We start from the raw sequence: 15,876 nt of genomic DNA on the forward strand, positions 1-15,876 counted from the left end.
CTCACCGGGGTGGGGGTGTGCCGTCCCGGTTGGGCTCGAGGATAATCTTGATCTGCTGCAAAGAAAGGATCGCAACCCAGAACGCGAAGACAGCCAGTGCGCTTGATCCGAGCACCGTAATGGCAGCACCCTTGAGGCCTTGCCAGCCCATCGCAACCGGCAGCAGGGCGAACGCCAGACCCATGGGAAAAGCGCGCGCAAGAAATGCCGTTCCGGCTCGGTTGGCGGACACCAGAAGCGATTCCAGACTCGCTCCGACCAGTTCGATCGCGCCTGCCACGGCCAGGATCACCATCGTCCAGTAAACGACGCCGAAGGCTTCCCCGGCGATCGCTTCAAGGCCCCAGCGGCCGAACAGTACAGCGAAGAGAACCGCCAGAAAGCCACCAATCAGAGAGAGATTGGCCATCTTGCGCGCGATTTCGACCGCATCGTCCTTTGCATGGACCAGTTCCGGATAGATTGCTTTCGATACAGTTTGCGCCAAGGAGACCAGCGCCTGACCGAGCTGTGCAGCAACCCTGAAGCCCCCGGCAAACGCTTCCCCGCCGATGGCGCCGACGAGCAGGATCATAACCTGCTTCCCGCCCACATTGAGGCTCCCCATGGCGTTGGTGGAGAGGACAAACCGCCAAGCATCGGGATGCGCGCGGGGCAGTTTTGTGAGGCTGATCTGGGAAAAATCGATGGTGTCCTTGCGCGCTGCGGCCCACCATAGAGCCAGCGCAACCGCCACTTCCGCCGCTGCCCATGCGAAGATGAACCCCAAAACGGTCGGCATGTAGAAGAATGCGGCAATTGCTCCGATGGCGCGAACGATCGGCTGAACGGCTTCGGCTGCCGTTGCTTCGGCAAAGCGAAAGCGGAGCCTCAGCAGCCCTGTCGGGGTCGACCGCATAAACAATAGCGAAAGAATACAGAATCCAAATGCCACCCACAGCAGGTCATGCGGCAGCGGGAGCCAGAACTGCGCGCTATAAACCAGACCTGCGGCGAGGACCGCGCCGATCACCACGGAAACCGCGTCAAGCGCGATTGCAAACCCGGTCGCTTCGCCAGCGCCGTCGCCATTGGCACCCCAGCGAACAACGAATTGCCAGGTCTGGAAGTTCGCCAGCCCTGTGACAGTCTGGCCGAGCGCGACAATAAGAGCGAAATATCCGAAGGCTTCGAGCCCGAGCGAGCGCGTTGCAAGGGCGAGATAGAGCAGGCTCAGCAGGGCGTTGACCGCACGGCCGCTTAGAAGCCAGCCGATATTGCGTAAGAGCCGTTTCACACCGCGTTACGTATAGGAGGTTGCCTGTAGTGCAAGCCTTGTCATGTCCGGAAGCGCGGGGCAGTGCGAGACGCATGCGAATAATATTCAGCCGGAAAGGGTTCGACAGTGCGGCCGGCGGTGGCCCATCGCCGATTGTCGATGGCCGCCCGGTGAGCCTGCCGATACCGAGTGGTGGCTATTCCCGTACCACCTATGGTGACCTGGGCCTGGGCGACCTTGCCAGTGAAGCAAGCAGGGGCAGGTTCGGTTCCGACGAATTGTGCCACCATGACCCCATGTTTCTGCCGGAGGGTAAATGCCTGTTCGGCCAATGCGGAGCGGCGCAGACGCATCTTGACAATCAGCATGTCGGTAAAGGCGATGTTTTCCTGTTTTTCGGCCTCTTTCGGGAAGAGGCGACAGGCGAACGACACCATCGGATTTTCGGCTATTTGCAGGTAGAGCATATCACCCGGCTCGCGGCCTGTGAGGAGGATCGGATAGCGGAGTTCGCGGCCCATCACCATCCACACGCCATTGGAATGCATGCTCGGAACGATGTCATCTATTCTGGGCCCGGCGAGACGGCACGAAGAGCGACGAGCAGGCTGCGCCTGTCCATCGACGGAGGCCCGCCCAGCCGGTGGACGCGTCCGGCATGGCTCAAGCGTGGGGGACTGACCTACCACGACCGGGCAGATCGCTGGATACGAGGGGGAATGCTGCGCAGTGTGGCACGCGGCCAGGAATTCGTCGCAGATATCGGACAACGAGCTGCTCCGCGTGACTGGCTGGAGAGCATACTGACGGAAATCACGGGCAGGTCGTCGCAATAACGTGCAAATAGTGATTGAAGCTGTTGGTGTTTTGGAAATTAACTACTAAACAGTCTATTGCATCGTGGCTGTTTCCAGCCCTTCGGGTCCGTTACCACAAGAAAAGGCGGCTCGGCCACGGTGCAACTTTCCCTTTCAATTCATAGCATTTTGATAATGGCCGAGAAATCGAGCCCGCCGTTGCCTGCGCCGTTAAAATCTTCGTAGAGCGAGGCTGCACGCTGCCCCATCGGAACATTGGCATCGGCGTTTTCCGCCGCTTCCATCGCCAGCCGCAAGTCTTTGAGCATCAGGCCGGTGGCAAAACCACCTTGATAGTCGTTATCCGCCGGGCTCTCGACACCAACGCCGGGCATCGGCGTGTAGGCATTGAGCGACCAGCAGTAGCCCGAAGACTGCGAGCTGATCTCATAGAATTTTTGCGGATCGAGACCGAGCTTCTGCGCCATCTTCATGGCTTCCGCCGTGCCGATCATCGAGATGGCGAGCAACATGTTGTTGCAGATCTTCGCGGTCTGGCCCGCCCCGGCATCGCCAGCGTGGATCACGGCCTTGCCCATCGCGTTCAGCACCGCTTCGGCACGCTTGAATGCCTTGTCGGTCCCGCCGACCATGAATGTGAGCGTGCCACCATTGGCCGCGGCAATCCCGCCTGAAACAGGCGCATCGACCATGTCGTATCCGGCGGCTTCGGCGGCAGCGGTAACCTCCTTGGCGGTCGCCACATCGATGGTTGAACAGTCGAGCAGTACCGCACCTTCTGGTGCCTTGCCGATCACGCTGTCGGTGTAGACCGACTTTACGATTGCGCCGTTGGGCAGCATGGTCACCACCGCTTCTGCACCCAGCACGGCCTCGCTTGCATCGGTGAAGGTGGCGCAGCCATTGTCCTTCGCTGCCGCGAGTGCCTCCTCGCTGAGGTCGAACGCGCTGACGTCGTGTCCCGCCTTTACGAGGTTCGCGGCCATCCCGCCGCCCATATTGCCGAGGCCGATGAATGCGATTTTCATTTCGAGTTCCTCTCCACGGCTAGGAGCCGCGCTTGATACCCTGCACAATAACGATAGCGAACAACACCACAGCCACGAGCAGAAAGACGTGAAAATACGCCAACCAGAAGATCAAAGCTGACAGGTTATTGCCGTCATATTCCGGTCTGGCGATGGAAACGAACACCAATGAAGTGATCTCTGCTGTAAGGAAGCAGAGCGCAATCTTCGTCAGAGTACGCACTTCACCTACCCTTCCAGTTGCCCTCGCGTTTCTCGATGAAAGCGGCCATGCCCTCGGCCTTGTCCTCGCTCGCGGTGAGGATCTGGAACAGGCGGCGTTCCTGCACGAGGCCCTGTTCGAGCGTCATCTCGTAGGCTGAATTGACCATTTCCTTGTTCGCGATCGCTGCCATTGGCGGCATCGAGGCGATCAGCGCGGCGGTCTTTTTGGCTTCGGTCATCAGCTCCTCATGCGGCACGACCTTAGCGACCAGATTGCTGCGTTCGGCCTCTTCCGCGCCCATCATCCGGCCTGTCAGGCACATTTCCATTGCCTTCGACTTGCCGACCGCACGGGTCAGGCGCTGGCTGCCGCCCATGCCGGGGGCAACGCCGAGCTTGATTTCCGGCTGGCCGAACTTCGCGTTTTCGCTCGCAATGATGAAATCGGCCATCATGGCGAGTTCGCACCCGCCCCCCAGCGCGAAGCCGTTGACCGCCGCGATCCACGGCTTGCGCGTGGTCTTGACGATGTGACTGGTCCATTTGGAGAAGAAGTCGTCGAGATAGAAATCGGCCGAGGCCTTGTCCGACATCTCCTTGATATCCGCGCCCGCAGCAAACGCCTTGTCGCCGCTGCCGGTCAACACTGCACACAGCTGCGTGTCGTCGGCCTGGTAGGCGGCAAATGCGCCGATCAGTTCTTCCAGCACTACGCTCGAGAGCGCATTCAATGCCTGCGGACGATTGAGGGTGATGATCGTCACCGCGCCATCGGTTTCAGTCAGGATGGTTTCGTAGCTCGCGCTTTGGTCGGTCATAGGGGCTTCCATTCTTCATCGGCGGGCAACGGGGCGAAGATGCTGTCGAGCAGTTCCTCAGTCACGCCTTCGGGGGTTGGCGGATCCCATTTGGGGTCGCCTGTTTTGTCGACGATCACAGCGCGGACGCCCTCGGCGAAGTCGGGACGCGTCAGCACGCGGCTGGCAATGCGATATTCCATCCGCATATTCTCCGCGAAATCGCTCATTTGCGCACTCTCGGTCAGCTGGCGCAGCGCAACCTTGCAGGTCTGCGGGCTCTTGGTGCCGAGTGTATCGCGCTCCTTGGCCGCCCATTCGCTCCCATTGTCTTTGGCATCGGCCTCGAGCGAGGCGAGGATGTCTTCATAACGGTCCGAGGCAAAGTGCTTGATGATCTTGTCGGCGTTGTCCTCGATCCTCGCCTTGGGCGGGGTGCCGACCATTTCGGAGAGCACGCCGGGTATCCGGCCCGGCTTCTCGACAATGCGTGACTTTGCCTCTGCCGCCATTTCCGAGGGCAAATAATGCGTTGCTATGCCCGCCCATAAACACTCAGCCCCGTCGAGCCGCGCGCCGGTCAGCGCGAGGAACTGGCCGAGCCGACCCCCAAGCCGAGACAAGTGCCAACCGCCGCCGACATCGGGGAACAGCCCGATACCGGTTTCCGGCATGGCGAAGCGCGTGTTTTCCGTCGCGACACGGAACTTGCACGGCAAGGCAATACCGACCCCGCCGCCCATGGTGATGCCGTCCATGAAGGCCACAATCGGCTTCGGATAGGTCATCATCTGGTGGTTGAGCTGGTATTCATCGTGGAAGAACGCGCGCCCCGTCACGCCGCCATCGTTCAGCGCTGAATTTCGCAGCATCTGGATATCGCCGCCGGCGCAAAAGCCGCGCCCTTCGGCATGGTCGAGGATCACAGCCTCGATCTCGTCGTCGTCGGCCCACTCGGTCAAAGCCGCGCTCATCGCATGGCACATGTCGAGCGTCAGCGCATGGAGCGCCTTGGGCCGGTTGAGCGAAATATGGCCGACCGCGCCATGGCGGTGAATGAGGATCTGATCGGTCATTGGCGCAGCAAGTCCCTGCCGACGATCATTCGCATGACCTGATTGGTGCCTTCGAGGATCGAGTGGACGCGCAGGTCGCGCCAGAAGCGTTCGATCGGGTATTCCTTGAGATAGCCGTAACCGCCGAACAATTGCAGCGCGTTGTTGACGACATTGCTGCCGCTGTCGGTCGCGAGGCGCTTGGCCATCGCGGAAAAGCGGCTCTTGTCAGGTGCGCCGTCGGTTACTTTGGCGGCGGCCAGATACAGCAGCGCACGCGCCGCTTCTAGCTCGGTCGCCATGTCGGCGAGCATGAACTGGGTGTTCTGAAAATCGGCAATCGGCGTGTCGAACTGTTTGCGGTCCTTGGTATAGGCAATCGCTTCGTCGAGACAGCGTTGCGCGCCGCCCAGCGAACACGCGCCGATGTTGAGGCGGCCGCCATCGAGGCCCATCATGGCAAACCGGAACCCCTCGCCTTCATCACCGACGCGGTTCTCGACCGGGACGCGGGCATCCTCGAAGACTACCTGCGCGGTCGGGCTGGCATTCCAGCCGAGCTTCTTCTCCGGCTTGCCGAAGCTGACGCCCGGCGTGTCCTTGTCGATTACCAGGCACGTGATGCCCTTGGTCTTGTGTTCGCTGGTGCGAACCATAGTGACATAAACATCGTTGAACCCGCCACCGCTGATGAATTGCTTGGTTCCGTTGAGCACATAGTGGTCGCCGTCCAGCCGCGCGGTGGTCTTCAGCCCCGCCGCGTCGGAACCGCTGCCAGGCTCGGTCAAAGCGTAGCTGGCGATCTTTTCCAGCGTCACCAGGTCAGGCAGATATTTGTCCTTCACTGCCTGGCTGCCAAAACTGTCGATCATCCATGCCGCCATATTATGGATCGAGATGTAGCTGCTGGTCGCAGGACAGCCGTAAGCCATCGCTTCCATAATCAGCGCCGCCTCGAGCCGGCCGAGTGCGATCCCGCCCGATTCCTCGGACACGTAGATCGCGCCGAAGCCGAGTTCGCCGGTTTGCTGGATCACGTCCTTGGGAAAGTGGTGTTTCTCGTCCCATTCTCCGGCATGCGGGGTGATATTGTCTGCGGTGAACCGCTGCGCCATCTCCTGGATGGCCAGCTGGTCGTCGGTGAGCTGAAATTGACCTGTCATGGGCAGCGCGTTTAGCGGCGGCTGGCGGCAAATGCCAGCGACTGTCGCCTATTTCTGTTCGATCACGCGTGTCTCGAACAGATGCGTGATCATGCCGGTGGACATCCACTGCGGATGGAGCGGGGGAGGGACATCGCGCTGCCACGCCATTGATCCGATCAGCGTACCCCAGGCATAAGGCACATTGGGTTGCTCCTGTGCAATCGGGTCCGCGTATGCCTCGTCTGTCGTGATGATGGTCCACCCCTGTTTACGCATTTCGGCGATCAGGTCTGGCAGAAACAGAGCGGCGAGATCGGTTTCGTGCAGCAGCATGACATGTGCCGGCGACCGGCCCAACGTGTCACGCGCCAGCTGATCATGATATTCCAGTCCGCTCATTTGCGACGCGACATAGAGACGGCGCAGATGTTTCTCGTTCATCGCCTTGCCGCTGCGCTGGGCCTGAACGGTCAGCGCTTCGAGGTGCCAGTCGGATCCGTCGGCTGTGACGTAGCCATTTGACAGCCCCCGCGTTGCAAGACCCGCTCTCACGGTGTCGCGCTTCTCCAAGTCGCCCGCGCCTTCGTCGAGATAGGGAAAGCGAAACCACGGACGATAGCCCTCGCGCCCGACCAGCCATTCCTGCGCGAGATCGATATCGGCGAGATAATTCTCAGCGCTGGTCTTGCTGAGGTGTCCATGGCTGTAAGAATGATTGGCGATGACGTGTCCGGCCGCAGTGTAGGCAGCAATCAAGCGTTCGGCCCCAGCCTTTTCCGGCGCTTCGAGATGGCCCGGATTAACGAAGAATGCGACCTGCTCGATTTCAGCCGCGCTCAGCGCCGCAAGGATCCTTTCAGTTCGCTCCTCCGGAGTCATGAACGCGCCCGCCTGTCGCGGGATGTCATCGAACGAGAGCGCTACGCGCTTCTGAGCCATGGCAGGAGGGGCGGTGAAAGCCGTAGCGATAGCGACCAGCGCGAAAAGGATTCTCAACATGGCCGAAGCAGAAGCAAGATTTTGCCGCGCAAACAATCGGACGGGGCGGCGTCAGTCGGAAAAAAGCACCGCTTCGGCTTCGATTTCGACTTTCCATTCCGGACGGCACAGCCATGCTACGCCCATCATGGTCGCCGCGGGCCTTGCCTCGCCGAAGAAACGCGCGTGGACAGCGCCTACCGCATCCTGATCGGCCGGGTCGGTCAGGAGCATTCGCGTGCGCACGACATCCGATGCACGGCCGCCCAGCTCTTCGATCGCGCGGACAATCAGTGCGCAACAGCGCTCGGCTTGCGCAGCGGCATCGCCCGGTGTGGTCGAGCCGTCCTGTTCGATTGGTCCGGTCCCGGCGACCACGATGCGGTTGTCGATGCGGATCGCGCGGCTGAAGCCGAACTGCGCTTCGTAGGGCGAGCCCGATGTCGCATGATTGCGGTTCATGCCGGGCAACGACGGCGTGGATACTCGTCAACATCGCTTTCTGCTTGCGGTTCGGTGACGTGCAGCCGGGTACCCTCATCTTTCAGGACCAGTCGCAGAGACTCAGTCCAGGTTTCACCTTCGCCTGCCATGTCGAGATCGACGACGATTGCTTCGCCCTCATGGCGCACGCCGGCCAGCTGGCCGACCGATTCGTAGAAGCCGAATTCGGTCTGTCCGATTTCCAGCCGCATGTCCGAGGCGGGGTCGCAAGTGCCCTTGATATAGTCCCATACCCCGATGAACCGGTTCGGGACGGTATTCTCGTCCGCGACATCGGCGGAAGCGGTTCCGGTAAGTGGCTCTGCACCATCGCCAATTCCGCCATCGGGTTCGACTGGCATCATCTGCTCGTCCAGCGACGGGTTGAGCTCATCATCGGCATGCTCCGGTTGCGCATCGCAGGCGTGCAAGGCCAAACATAACAACGGTAGAATTATCGCGTGCTTCACGTGGGGCGCTCCTGCCTGATTTCGTTTCCGGCGCAGCGTTTTATCCTCCAAGTTTTTCGGTCCACGTCCAGACCAAAAAAGAGGCCGGCGCAGGTATTCCTGCACCGGCCTCTTTCGCAATTCGCAATTCGTTTAGTCTGCGCGGCGGCAGTGGCGGAACGAACTGTATTGGCCGCCCGGTGTCGCTGTTTCGACAGTGGTGCATTCAAACGGACCGATGGTCGAATCCTCACGGAAGTTGAACGCGGTGTCGATTTCCTGGCCCGGCTGCAATGTGCCTTTGTCGCGATAGACCTGGAATTGCAGCACGCCGTCCTTGTCGCGTTTATTCGTGATCTTCGCCTCGCACTCGGCATCGAACTGGTAGGGCTGATCTTCGCCTCCGCGAACAATGCAGCCGGTGTTGCGAATTTGCTCGGCGGCGTTGACCGGCTTGTTTTCCGGCACAGCGCCAGCCGGCATGGCCGCCAAAGCAGCCGCGGAAGCGATAGAGATTAGGATAATGCGTTTCACGTTCAGTCTCCCCCCAAGGGATTTCAAGGCCGCTCGTGGATGTTTCCACTTCCCGGTTCGACTGACCCGAAACCCTAGCAAGCGCCCGATTGTAACAATTGTCAAGCGGGCGCCCGGACTGCGGGCTGAGCTGCTTCAGCCCATGGTCGGGATGACAAAGGCGTTTTCATTGCTGCCATCCGCTGTTCCATCCGGCCAGCGCTGAGTGACCTTTTTGGTCTTCGTCCAGAATCGCAGTCCTTCCATCCCGTACTGGTCGATGTCGCCGAAGCCACTCCGCTTCCAGCCGCCGAAGCTGTGGTAGCTGACAGGCACCGGAATCGGCACATTGATGCCGACCATGCCGACATTGACCCGGCTCGCGAACTCGCGAGCGGCGTGGCCATTGCGGGTGAAGATCGCCACGCCATTGCCGTACTGGTGTTCGCTTGGCAGGCGCACGGCATCTTCGAAGTCGGCCGCACGCACTATCTGGAGCACCGGGCCGAATATTTCTTCCTGATAGCTCTTCATCTTCGGCGTCACGCGGTCGAGCAGTGTCGGGCCGATAAAGAAGCCTTTTTCGTGACCCTGCAGGCTGAACCCGCGACCGTCGATAACGACTTCGGCGCCTTCGTCTTCAGCAGTACCGATCCAGCGCTCAATGCTGGCCTTATGCTCGGGAGTGACAACCGGACCATAATGCGCGTCGGGGTCATTCGATACGCCCACGCGCAGGGCGTTGATTGCCGGGATCAGCTTCTCGCGCAGACGATCGGCGGTGTCCTCGCCCACCGGCACAACGACAGGCAGCGCCATGCAGCGCTCGCCTGCCGAGCCGAAGGCCGCTCCGGCCAAATCGTTCACCACCTGATCGAGATCGGCGTCAGGCATAACGATACCATGGTTCTTCGCGCCGCCGAACGCTTGCACCCGCTTTGCGTTCGCGGTGCCGCGCGAGTAGATGTATTGCGCGATGTCCGAGCTCCCGACGAAGCTGATCGCCGGAACGTCGGGATGGTCCAGGATCGCGTCGACCATTTCCTTGTCGCCATGGACGACCTGCAGCAGGCCTTCCGGCGCACCCGCTTCGACAAACAGCTCGGCGAGGCGCACCGGCACGCTGGGATCGCGTTCGGATGGCTTGAGAATGAAAGCGTTACCCGCCGCGATCGCCATGCCGAACATCCACATCGGGATCATCGCAGGGAAGTTGAATGGAGTGATGCCTGCGCAGATGCCGAGCGGCTGGCGCATCGAATAGACATCGATGCCCGGACCTGCGCCCTGAGTGTATTCTCCCTTGAGCGCCTGCGGAATGCCGCAGGCAAACTCGATCACTTCGAGTCCGCGCTGCACATCGCCATGCGCGTCGTCAACGACCTTGCCGTGCTCGCTCGATAGCAATTCGGCGAGTTCCTGCTTGTGCGCTTCGACCAGCCGCTTGTACTCGAACATGACCCGCGCGCGCTTCTGCGGGTTGGTAGCGGCCCATTCCGGCTGCACTTTCTTTGCCGCATCGACGGCGCGTTGGAGCAGTGCGGCATCGCCGAGTCCGACTTCGGCCTGGACTTCACCGGTCGAAGGATTCCAGATTTTGTGGGTCCGGCTTGCGGAGCCACCGGCTCCCCCTGCCATGAAGTGATCGACCTGACGCATCGCGCATCTCCTGCAAAGTTTGTTGTTCTAATGTTGCGCGCCTCTTAGCGCGTTCGCGGACTCAATGCGAATCCGTCATGGCCTGTTCCGGCTATCCGATGCCGGCCATCATTTGTGCGCACAGAATCGCGCCGTATGTGCCGACCGCATAACCGAGCACCGCGAGCAATACGCCGACAGGAGCGAGCGCCGGATGGAATGCGCTGGCGAGGACTGGCGCGGACGCAGCCCCGCCGACATTGGCCTTGCTCCCCACGGCAACAAAAAAGAACGGCGCTCGGATGATGCGCGCGACGACCAGCAGCAAGATGGTGTGAAACAGCATCCAGATAACGCCGATTGCCATGAACGAAGGTGTATCGGCCAGTTTGGTCACATCCATTTTTGTACCGATTACGGCGACGAGCAGGAAGATAAACACCGTTCCGAACTTGCTCGCACCAACCCCTTCGAGATTGCGTGCCCGGGTGAAACTGGCCGCGAGGCCGAGCGTGGTCGATACGACCACGACCCAGAAGAAGCTGCTCGCCAGTGTGGCATCTTCGCCCTGCAATTGGCTGAAGAACCCGCCGAGGAATGTTCCCGCCAGATGACACAATCCGACCACGGCGAAAGTCGCACCAAACAACAGCACATAGTCGTTTGCGCTGGCGACCCGCTCGACCGACGCAGTGTAGTCGGCCATCTTGTCCCGCAGGCGATCGATTGCGCTGCTATCCGCTTTCAGCCAGCCGTCGACGCGCTTGCTGCTGCCAGCCCCGTAGAGCAGGAACGCCATCCAGATATTGGCCACGATAATGTCGACCGCAATGAGAGCCGAATAGTTCTCGATGTTGTAGCCATACACTTCCAGCATCGCGGTCTGGTTTGCGCCGCCACCGATCCAGCTGCCTGCCAGGGTCGCCAGACCGCGCCAAGCCGCGTCGCTGCCCGAACCGATGATTGCAGGATCGAACTGAGCGACAATCCACAGGGCGATCGGCCCGCCCAGGATAATCCCGATGGTGGCGGTAAAGAACATGATGAGCGCCTTTGAGCCAAGCCCGAGGATCCCTTTCATGTCGATACTCAGGGTCATCAGAAACAGCGCGGCGGGCAGGAAATAGTCCTTGGCGATGGTCCACAGATTGCTCTCGCTGACGTCGATCAGGCGGAATGTGACCATCAATGATGGCAAAAGGTAACACACCAGGATGATCGGAATGAAGGTGTAGAACTTCTTCCAGCCCGCACGGTCGCGGGTGAAGAATACAAATGCCAGGACAGCGGCCAGCAGGCCGAGGATGATCCGGTCGTCAGTAATCATGAAGTGCGTGTTCCCAAATCTCTGCTGCCGGATGAACGCTAGGGCGGCCAGTGACAGTTGGCCATGCCTGCTGGTTAATTGTCGGCAAAACTCACGCCGAAACGCCGCAAATCGGCATCGACTTGCTCGCCATACTTGCCGTAGCGCTGCCACTGGCCGACCGACTTGTTGTGGATCGGCGCGCGCACTTGAACCGAACTGGCCGTCGCCACCGGCGCTGCGTTGCGATGGAAATGAAGGCAGGCATCATCCCACTGTAACCCGAGAAAATCGATTAGCCGGCGGCTTTCGCTTTCTTGCTCGGCAACAAGCGTTTCGTAGTGGACTTCGGTATAGCGACCCGCCGGCAAGGCCGCGCGCCAATGCTCAGCCAGGTCAGTGAAACCGGCAACGAAGTGCGCGGTGTCCGCAAGGTCATAGGCATAGTCATAATAGCCAAAATCGGTTGCGAACAGCTGCCGGAAATTGGCGAACACCGTGTCGCGCGGGTCGCGCCGGACCATCACGATGCGTGCCGCCGGCAGGCTCTCGAGGATATGGGCGGCGAAGAAGAGGTTGAACGGCATCTTGTCGATCAGCCTGAGGTTTGCCCCTGCCATTGGTTCGGTGCGGGCAAGATATGCCTTGCCGACTTGCTCGGGGTCATAGGCAGCGGACAACAATTCGGGCGAAAGCGTGTGGGGCCCGGTGGTATCGCTGCTGCGTTTGACCAGCAAAGCAAAGTCGGGAAGTTCGCCAGCGGTCGCAATTTTGGCATGGCTTGAGAGTATCCGTTCGACCAGCGTTGTGCCGCTTCGCGGCATACCAAGGACGAAGACGGGCGCGCATTCGTCTTCACTGGTTTCGGCCACAGGTTGAAGCGATGCCGGGTTGCGTTCCCTGGCGGCGGCGAACAGTTTCTCCGCCCAGGCGCGATTGTGTTCGACTGCTGCCGCCTTGCCGTGTTTGGCCTTGAACAGCCAGTCCAAGGCGCCAGTGTGATCGCCTCTGCTTTCAAGAATCCGTGCGGCGGCGTGGCCCAGTTGAAGCGCGCTATCGGCATCGCCCGAGCACTGTTCGAAAAGGGTTTCGACAGCTGCGAGATCGTGCTCGCCGCGCGATTGCAGCTGGACCAGCGCGAGGCGTGCTCGGTGGAAGGCCGGATCGGCATCGAGCACCCGCGCATAGGCCAGCCTGGCTTCATCCAGCCGGCCAACGAACTGCAACGAGGTGGCGAGATTGTATCCGAATTGAGCGTTGGATGGCTGAGTGCTCAAGGCGCGCTCGAAATATGGCACTGCCTGTTCGTGCAATCCGGTCCGGGCCAGAATAACGCCGACGGTGTCAGCTTCGAGCGCATCGCCGCATGCGTCGAGCGGTATCGAAGCCGCAAGTTCGCGCGCTTCGTCCTGCCTGCCGGTCGCGAGCAACGCGCGCCCGCGCCCACCCAGGACCAAAGGCGACTGATTGCCCAGTGCTATTGCCTTGTCAGAAATATCCAGCGCCTTGGCTACATTCCCGCCTTCGAGCGCGACCAGCGACATGACGCCCCATGCCTCAGCGTCCGCCCGGTCAAGCGCGAGTGCATCCAGCGCCAGATCATACGCCTTTTTCAGCGCCCCTGCGCGTAGTTGCTTTTTTGCCTCAACGATTGACATTTCTCGACCTACGACATGGCTTCGCAGTTGCAGCATCGATAGAATTGCGACAGATTCATACAGTTCACCAACAGGGCAGGACAGAAAATAATGAAGTTCACAAAAATACCGGCTCGGTCGCTGCTGTTTGCTGCGGCGAGCACTATCCCGTTCGCGGCGCAAGCTCAACCTGTCAGCCCTGAGGGTGCCGAAGAGATCGACGACGATATCATTATCGTTACCGCCACCCGCCGCGAAGGCACGGTGCAGGACGTTCCAATCAACATCTCGGCAGTCGGCGGTGCGCAGATCGAAGCACAGGGTCTCGACAATCTGCGCGAAGTCGCCGCCACAGTTCCCGGTGTCTACATCCTCGACCAGGGCAACCGCGCTGGCACGCCGATTGTCTTCCGCGGCCTCAATGCGACCGGCCTTGGTTCGTTTGACGGCAACAATGATGGAGGTGGCGCGGTCTCCACCTACGTTGGTGACATTCCGCTCTACGTCGACCTGCGCCTGAACGACATGGAGCGCGTCGAGTTTCTGCTCGGGCCGCAAGGCACGCTCTACGGTGCCGGCACGCTCGGGGGGGCGATCCGTTATATCCCGGTGAAGCCGAAGTTCGACGGTATTAGCGGCCAGGTGCGAGCGGATCTCTACACCTACAAATCCGGTCACGGGCTTAGCAGCGATACCGGCCTGACGATCAACATTCCGCTGACCAACACCATCGCGTTCCGTGGTTCGATTGATTACACAAATGACCGCGGCTTCATCGACTATCCCTATGCCGTGACCAGCAACCCGAACATCCAGACTGTCGGGCTGGTCAACCCTGACGACATCGGCAATCCGGCGAACTTCACCCCGCTGCGAGATCTCAATACGGACGATACGCTTTCGGCTCGCGCTGCGCTGCGCTTCAACCCGTCGGATGCGTTTGATGCGACACTGACTTACTATTTTCAGGACGCGCGCACCGACGGCCGCCAGTTTTCGCAGTTCCGGTTGAGCAATTTTCCGGTTCAGATCGGCAAATACGAGAACGCTCTGCGCGTGCCGGAGCCAAACCGCCGGAAAACCCAGCTGGTGGCACTAGAGGCAGAGCTCGACCTCGGATTTGCCAGCCTGGTGTCGGCGACCGGATACTCCGACCATCGGGAGCTGGGCAACCGCGACCAGACCGATCTGCTGATCACCCTTGAATACAGCTACGAGCAGTTCCCCAACTTCACCGCCTTCACCGAAGAACGCGACAAGACGACGATCTTCACACAGGAAGTGCGGCTGGTGTCGGACATCGATGGCCCGCTCAGCTTCATTATCGGCGGTTTCTACAACAAGGAAAAAGTCCGCGCGCTGAGTACGGAATTCGCGCCGGGCTTCGACCAGTTTGCCGTCGATGAGTTTGGCGGCGTGCAGCTGCGTCCGGATGCGATCGAATATATCGCGCCGTTCAATTCCGATCTGCGAGAGGCCGCCGTATTTGGTGAGCTCAGCTTTCAGATCACCGATGCCTGGCAGGTGACGGCGGGCGGACGGTACTATGATTACGATCTGCAGACGGAAAGCGCAGTTGATCTGCCGCTACTCAACACTGTGTTCTTCGGCGATCCGCAAGACCAGATCATCCTCAATTTCACGCCGGCGAACCAGAAAGACAATGGCTTCCTGTTCAAATTCAACACGTCCTACGAATTCACCACTGACGCTCTGCTTTACGCGACCGTCAGCCAGGGTTTCCGTATCGGGAATTCCAACGGACTGGACCCATGCGATCCGAACAGCGGCCAGGTGCAGAATATCTGCGGCTTGCCGAACGAGCTCGAATACTCCGCGGACAAGACGACCAATTACGAGATTGGCTTCAAGACCCAGTGGATGGATCGCCGACTGACGCTGAACGGCGCGGTCTATTACATCGACTGGAAGGGCCCGCAGGTGGCGTCGGCCACAATCAACGGTTCTTCACCCATTACCATCAACGGTGCCGGTGCGGAATCGAAGGGCTTCGAGCTTTATGGTGCGCTGCAGGCAACGGAGCGGCTGAGCTTCCGTGGAGCTTACAGCTACACCGATGCGCAATTGACCGCCCTTTCTCCATCGCTGCTCAACCTGTTGACGCCTCCGGGCTTTGGCACAAGTCCGGTTGCCGGGCAGGACGGCGACCGCTTGCCGGGTTCGCCCAAACACCAGGGCAGTTTCTTCGCTGACTACGAAATGCCTGTGTCAAACGATTGGGACTTGACCCTGAGCTACGGCATGACCGCGCATTCCGACGTTCTGACGCGTACCGGCAGCCGTGCAGGCGGCCTTGTGTTGCCGGGCTTCGACACGCACAATTTCTCGCTCAACCTGAGCGACGGCAGCCTGTCGATTACGGCCTATGTCAACAATATCTTCAACGAGTTCGGCGAGACCGGCGTGCGCGGCACGCCGCTGTTCGACCAGTCTGTTTCGGATATAAACGGCGATCCGGTGTACACGCGGACTTATGGCACCTTCGTTGCCCCGCCGCGCCAGATCGGCATCCGGGTTCGAAAGGACTTCTGACAATTAACGACCTA

General features: G+C 60.2%; 15 protein-coding genes. 2 read left to right on the forward strand and 13 right to left on the reverse strand.

Annotation, left to right across the window (positions count from 1 at the left end):
- Nucleotide 1 precedes the first annotated feature (1 nt).
- Entirely contained in the window at nt 2-1,276 is a 1,275-nt protein-coding gene (locus tag E0502_RS08945) for a lipopolysaccharide biosynthesis protein (protein WP_137677678.1), read from the reverse strand.
- Between the two features lie 74 nt (nt 1,277-1,350).
- On the opposite strand from E0502_RS08945, the gene E0502_RS08950 reads away from it, so the two are divergent.
- A complete protein-coding gene (locus E0502_RS08950) occupies nt 1,351-2,094 on the forward strand; it encodes an Nmad3 family putative nucleotide modification protein (protein WP_137677679.1) in 744 nt (247 codons plus the stop codon).
- Nucleotides 2,095-2,234: 140 nt separating this feature from the next.
- Here E0502_RS08950 and mmsB read toward each other — a convergent pair whose 3' ends face one another.
- The 12 genes from mmsB to E0502_RS09010 form a co-directional block, all read right to left on the reverse strand.
- Nucleotides 2,235-3,104, reverse strand: a complete 870-nt coding sequence (mmsB, locus tag E0502_RS08955; RefSeq protein ID WP_137677680.1) for a 3-hydroxyisobutyrate dehydrogenase — start codon at nt 3,102-3,104, stop codon at nt 2,235-2,237.
- A 19-nt stretch (nt 3,105-3,123) separates the two neighbouring features.
- On the reverse strand, nt 3,124-3,327 hold the full coding sequence (locus E0502_RS08960) for a hypothetical protein (protein ID WP_137677681.1): 204 nt from the start codon (nt 3,325-3,327) through the stop codon (nt 3,124-3,126).
- A 1-nt stretch (nt 3,328) separates the two neighbouring features.
- Nucleotides 3,329-4,126: an enoyl-CoA hydratase-related protein gene (locus E0502_RS08965; RefSeq protein WP_137677682.1), complete on the reverse strand. Its 798-nt coding sequence runs from the start codon at nt 4,124-4,126 to the stop codon at nt 3,329-3,331.
- Nucleotides 4,123-5,181 (reverse strand): enoyl-CoA hydratase/isomerase family protein, encoded by a 1,059-nt coding sequence (locus E0502_RS08970; protein WP_137677683.1) that lies wholly within the window; start codon nt 5,179-5,181, stop codon nt 4,123-4,125. The genes E0502_RS08965 and E0502_RS08970 overlap by 4 nt, the downstream gene beginning before the upstream one ends.
- A complete protein-coding gene (locus E0502_RS08975; protein WP_137677684.1) occupies nt 5,178-6,323 on the reverse strand; it encodes an acyl-CoA dehydrogenase family protein in 1,146 nt (381 codons plus the stop codon). Before E0502_RS08975 ends, E0502_RS08970 begins: the two co-directional genes overlap by 4 nt.
- Before the next feature lie 48 nt (nt 6,324-6,371).
- The gene (locus E0502_RS08980) at nt 6,372-7,304 is read right to left on the reverse strand and encodes a polysaccharide deacetylase family protein (protein WP_137677685.1); all 933 of its coding nucleotides are present in this window, start codon (nt 7,302-7,304) and stop codon (nt 6,372-6,374) included.
- A 51-nt stretch (nt 7,305-7,355) separates the two neighbouring features.
- Nucleotides 7,356-7,745: a RidA family protein gene (locus tag E0502_RS08985; RefSeq protein ID WP_137677686.1), complete on the reverse strand. Its 390-nt coding sequence runs from the start codon at nt 7,743-7,745 to the stop codon at nt 7,356-7,358.
- Nucleotides 7,742-8,236 (reverse strand): hypothetical protein, encoded by a 495-nt coding sequence (locus E0502_RS08990; RefSeq protein WP_137677687.1) that lies wholly within the window; start codon nt 8,234-8,236, stop codon nt 7,742-7,744. Before E0502_RS08990 ends, E0502_RS08985 begins: the two co-directional genes overlap by 4 nt.
- A gap of 132 nt (nt 8,237-8,368) precedes the next feature.
- A complete protein-coding gene (locus E0502_RS08995; RefSeq protein WP_137677688.1) occupies nt 8,369-8,749 on the reverse strand; it encodes a hypothetical protein in 381 nt (126 codons plus the stop codon).
- A 135-nt stretch (nt 8,750-8,884) separates the two neighbouring features.
- On the reverse strand, nt 8,885-10,387 hold the full coding sequence (locus E0502_RS09000) for a CoA-acylating methylmalonate-semialdehyde dehydrogenase (RefSeq protein WP_137677689.1): 1,503 nt from the start codon (nt 10,385-10,387) through the stop codon (nt 8,885-8,887).
- Nucleotides 10,388-10,478: 91 nt separating this feature from the next.
- Complete coding sequence (locus tag E0502_RS09005; protein WP_137677690.1) at nt 10,479-11,693, reverse strand: DUF819 family protein; 1,215 nt, start codon at nt 11,691-11,693, stop codon at nt 10,479-10,481.
- Nucleotides 11,694-11,767: 74 nt separating this feature from the next.
- The gene (locus E0502_RS09010; protein WP_161593746.1) at nt 11,768-13,330 is read right to left on the reverse strand and encodes a tetratricopeptide repeat-containing sulfotransferase family protein; all 1,563 of its coding nucleotides are present in this window, start codon (nt 13,328-13,330) and stop codon (nt 11,768-11,770) included.
- Nucleotides 13,331-13,420: 90 nt separating this feature from the next.
- Here E0502_RS09010 and E0502_RS09015 point away from each other — a divergent pair, with 90 nt between their 5' ends.
- Entirely contained in the window at nt 13,421-15,862 is a 2,442-nt protein-coding gene (locus tag E0502_RS09015) for a TonB-dependent receptor (protein WP_137677692.1), read from the forward strand.
- The last annotated feature ends 14 nt before the right edge of the window (nt 15,863-15,876 follow it).

The sequence above is a fragment of the Parerythrobacter lutipelagi genome (genome assembly GCF_005434975.1).
GTDB classification, from domain to species: domain Bacteria; phylum Pseudomonadota; class Alphaproteobacteria; order Sphingomonadales; family Sphingomonadaceae; genus Parerythrobacter_A; species Parerythrobacter_A lutipelagi.

Coding starts and splice junctions, on each gene's coding strand:
- E0502_RS08975 (WP_137677684.1), bottom strand. CDS start 6,323: ATGACAGGTCAATTTCAGCTCACCGACGACCAGCTGGCCATCCAGGAG.
- E0502_RS09010 (WP_161593746.1), bottom strand. CDS start 13,330: ATGTCAATCGTTGAGGCAAAAAAGCAACTACGCGCAGGGGCGCTGAAA.
- E0502_RS09005 (WP_137677690.1), bottom strand. CDS start 11,693: ATGATTACTGACGACCGGATCATCCTCGGCCTGCTGGCCGCTGTCCTG.
- E0502_RS09015 (WP_137677692.1), top strand. CDS start 13,421: ATGAAGTTCACAAAAATACCGGCTCGGTCGCTGCTGTTTGCTGCGGCG.
- E0502_RS08965 (WP_137677682.1), bottom strand. CDS start 4,126: ATGACCGACCAAAGCGCGAGCTACGAAACCATCCTGACTGAAACCGAT.
- mmsB (WP_137677680.1), bottom strand. CDS start 3,104: ATGAAAATCGCATTCATCGGCCTCGGCAATATGGGCGGCGGGATGGCC.
- E0502_RS08980 (WP_137677685.1), bottom strand. CDS start 7,304: ATGTTGAGAATCCTTTTCGCGCTGGTCGCTATCGCTACGGCTTTCACC.
- E0502_RS09000 (WP_137677689.1), bottom strand. CDS start 10,387: ATGCGTCAGGTCGATCACTTCATGGCAGGGGGAGCCGGTGGCTCCGCA.
- E0502_RS08985 (WP_137677686.1), bottom strand. CDS start 7,745: ATGAACCGCAATCATGCGACATCGGGCTCGCCCTACGAAGCGCAGTTC.
- E0502_RS08970 (WP_137677683.1), bottom strand. CDS start 5,181: ATGACCGATCAGATCCTCATTCACCGCCATGGCGCGGTCGGCCATATT.
- E0502_RS08950 (WP_137677679.1), top strand. CDS start 1,351: ATGCGAATAATATTCAGCCGGAAAGGGTTCGACAGTGCGGCCGGCGGT.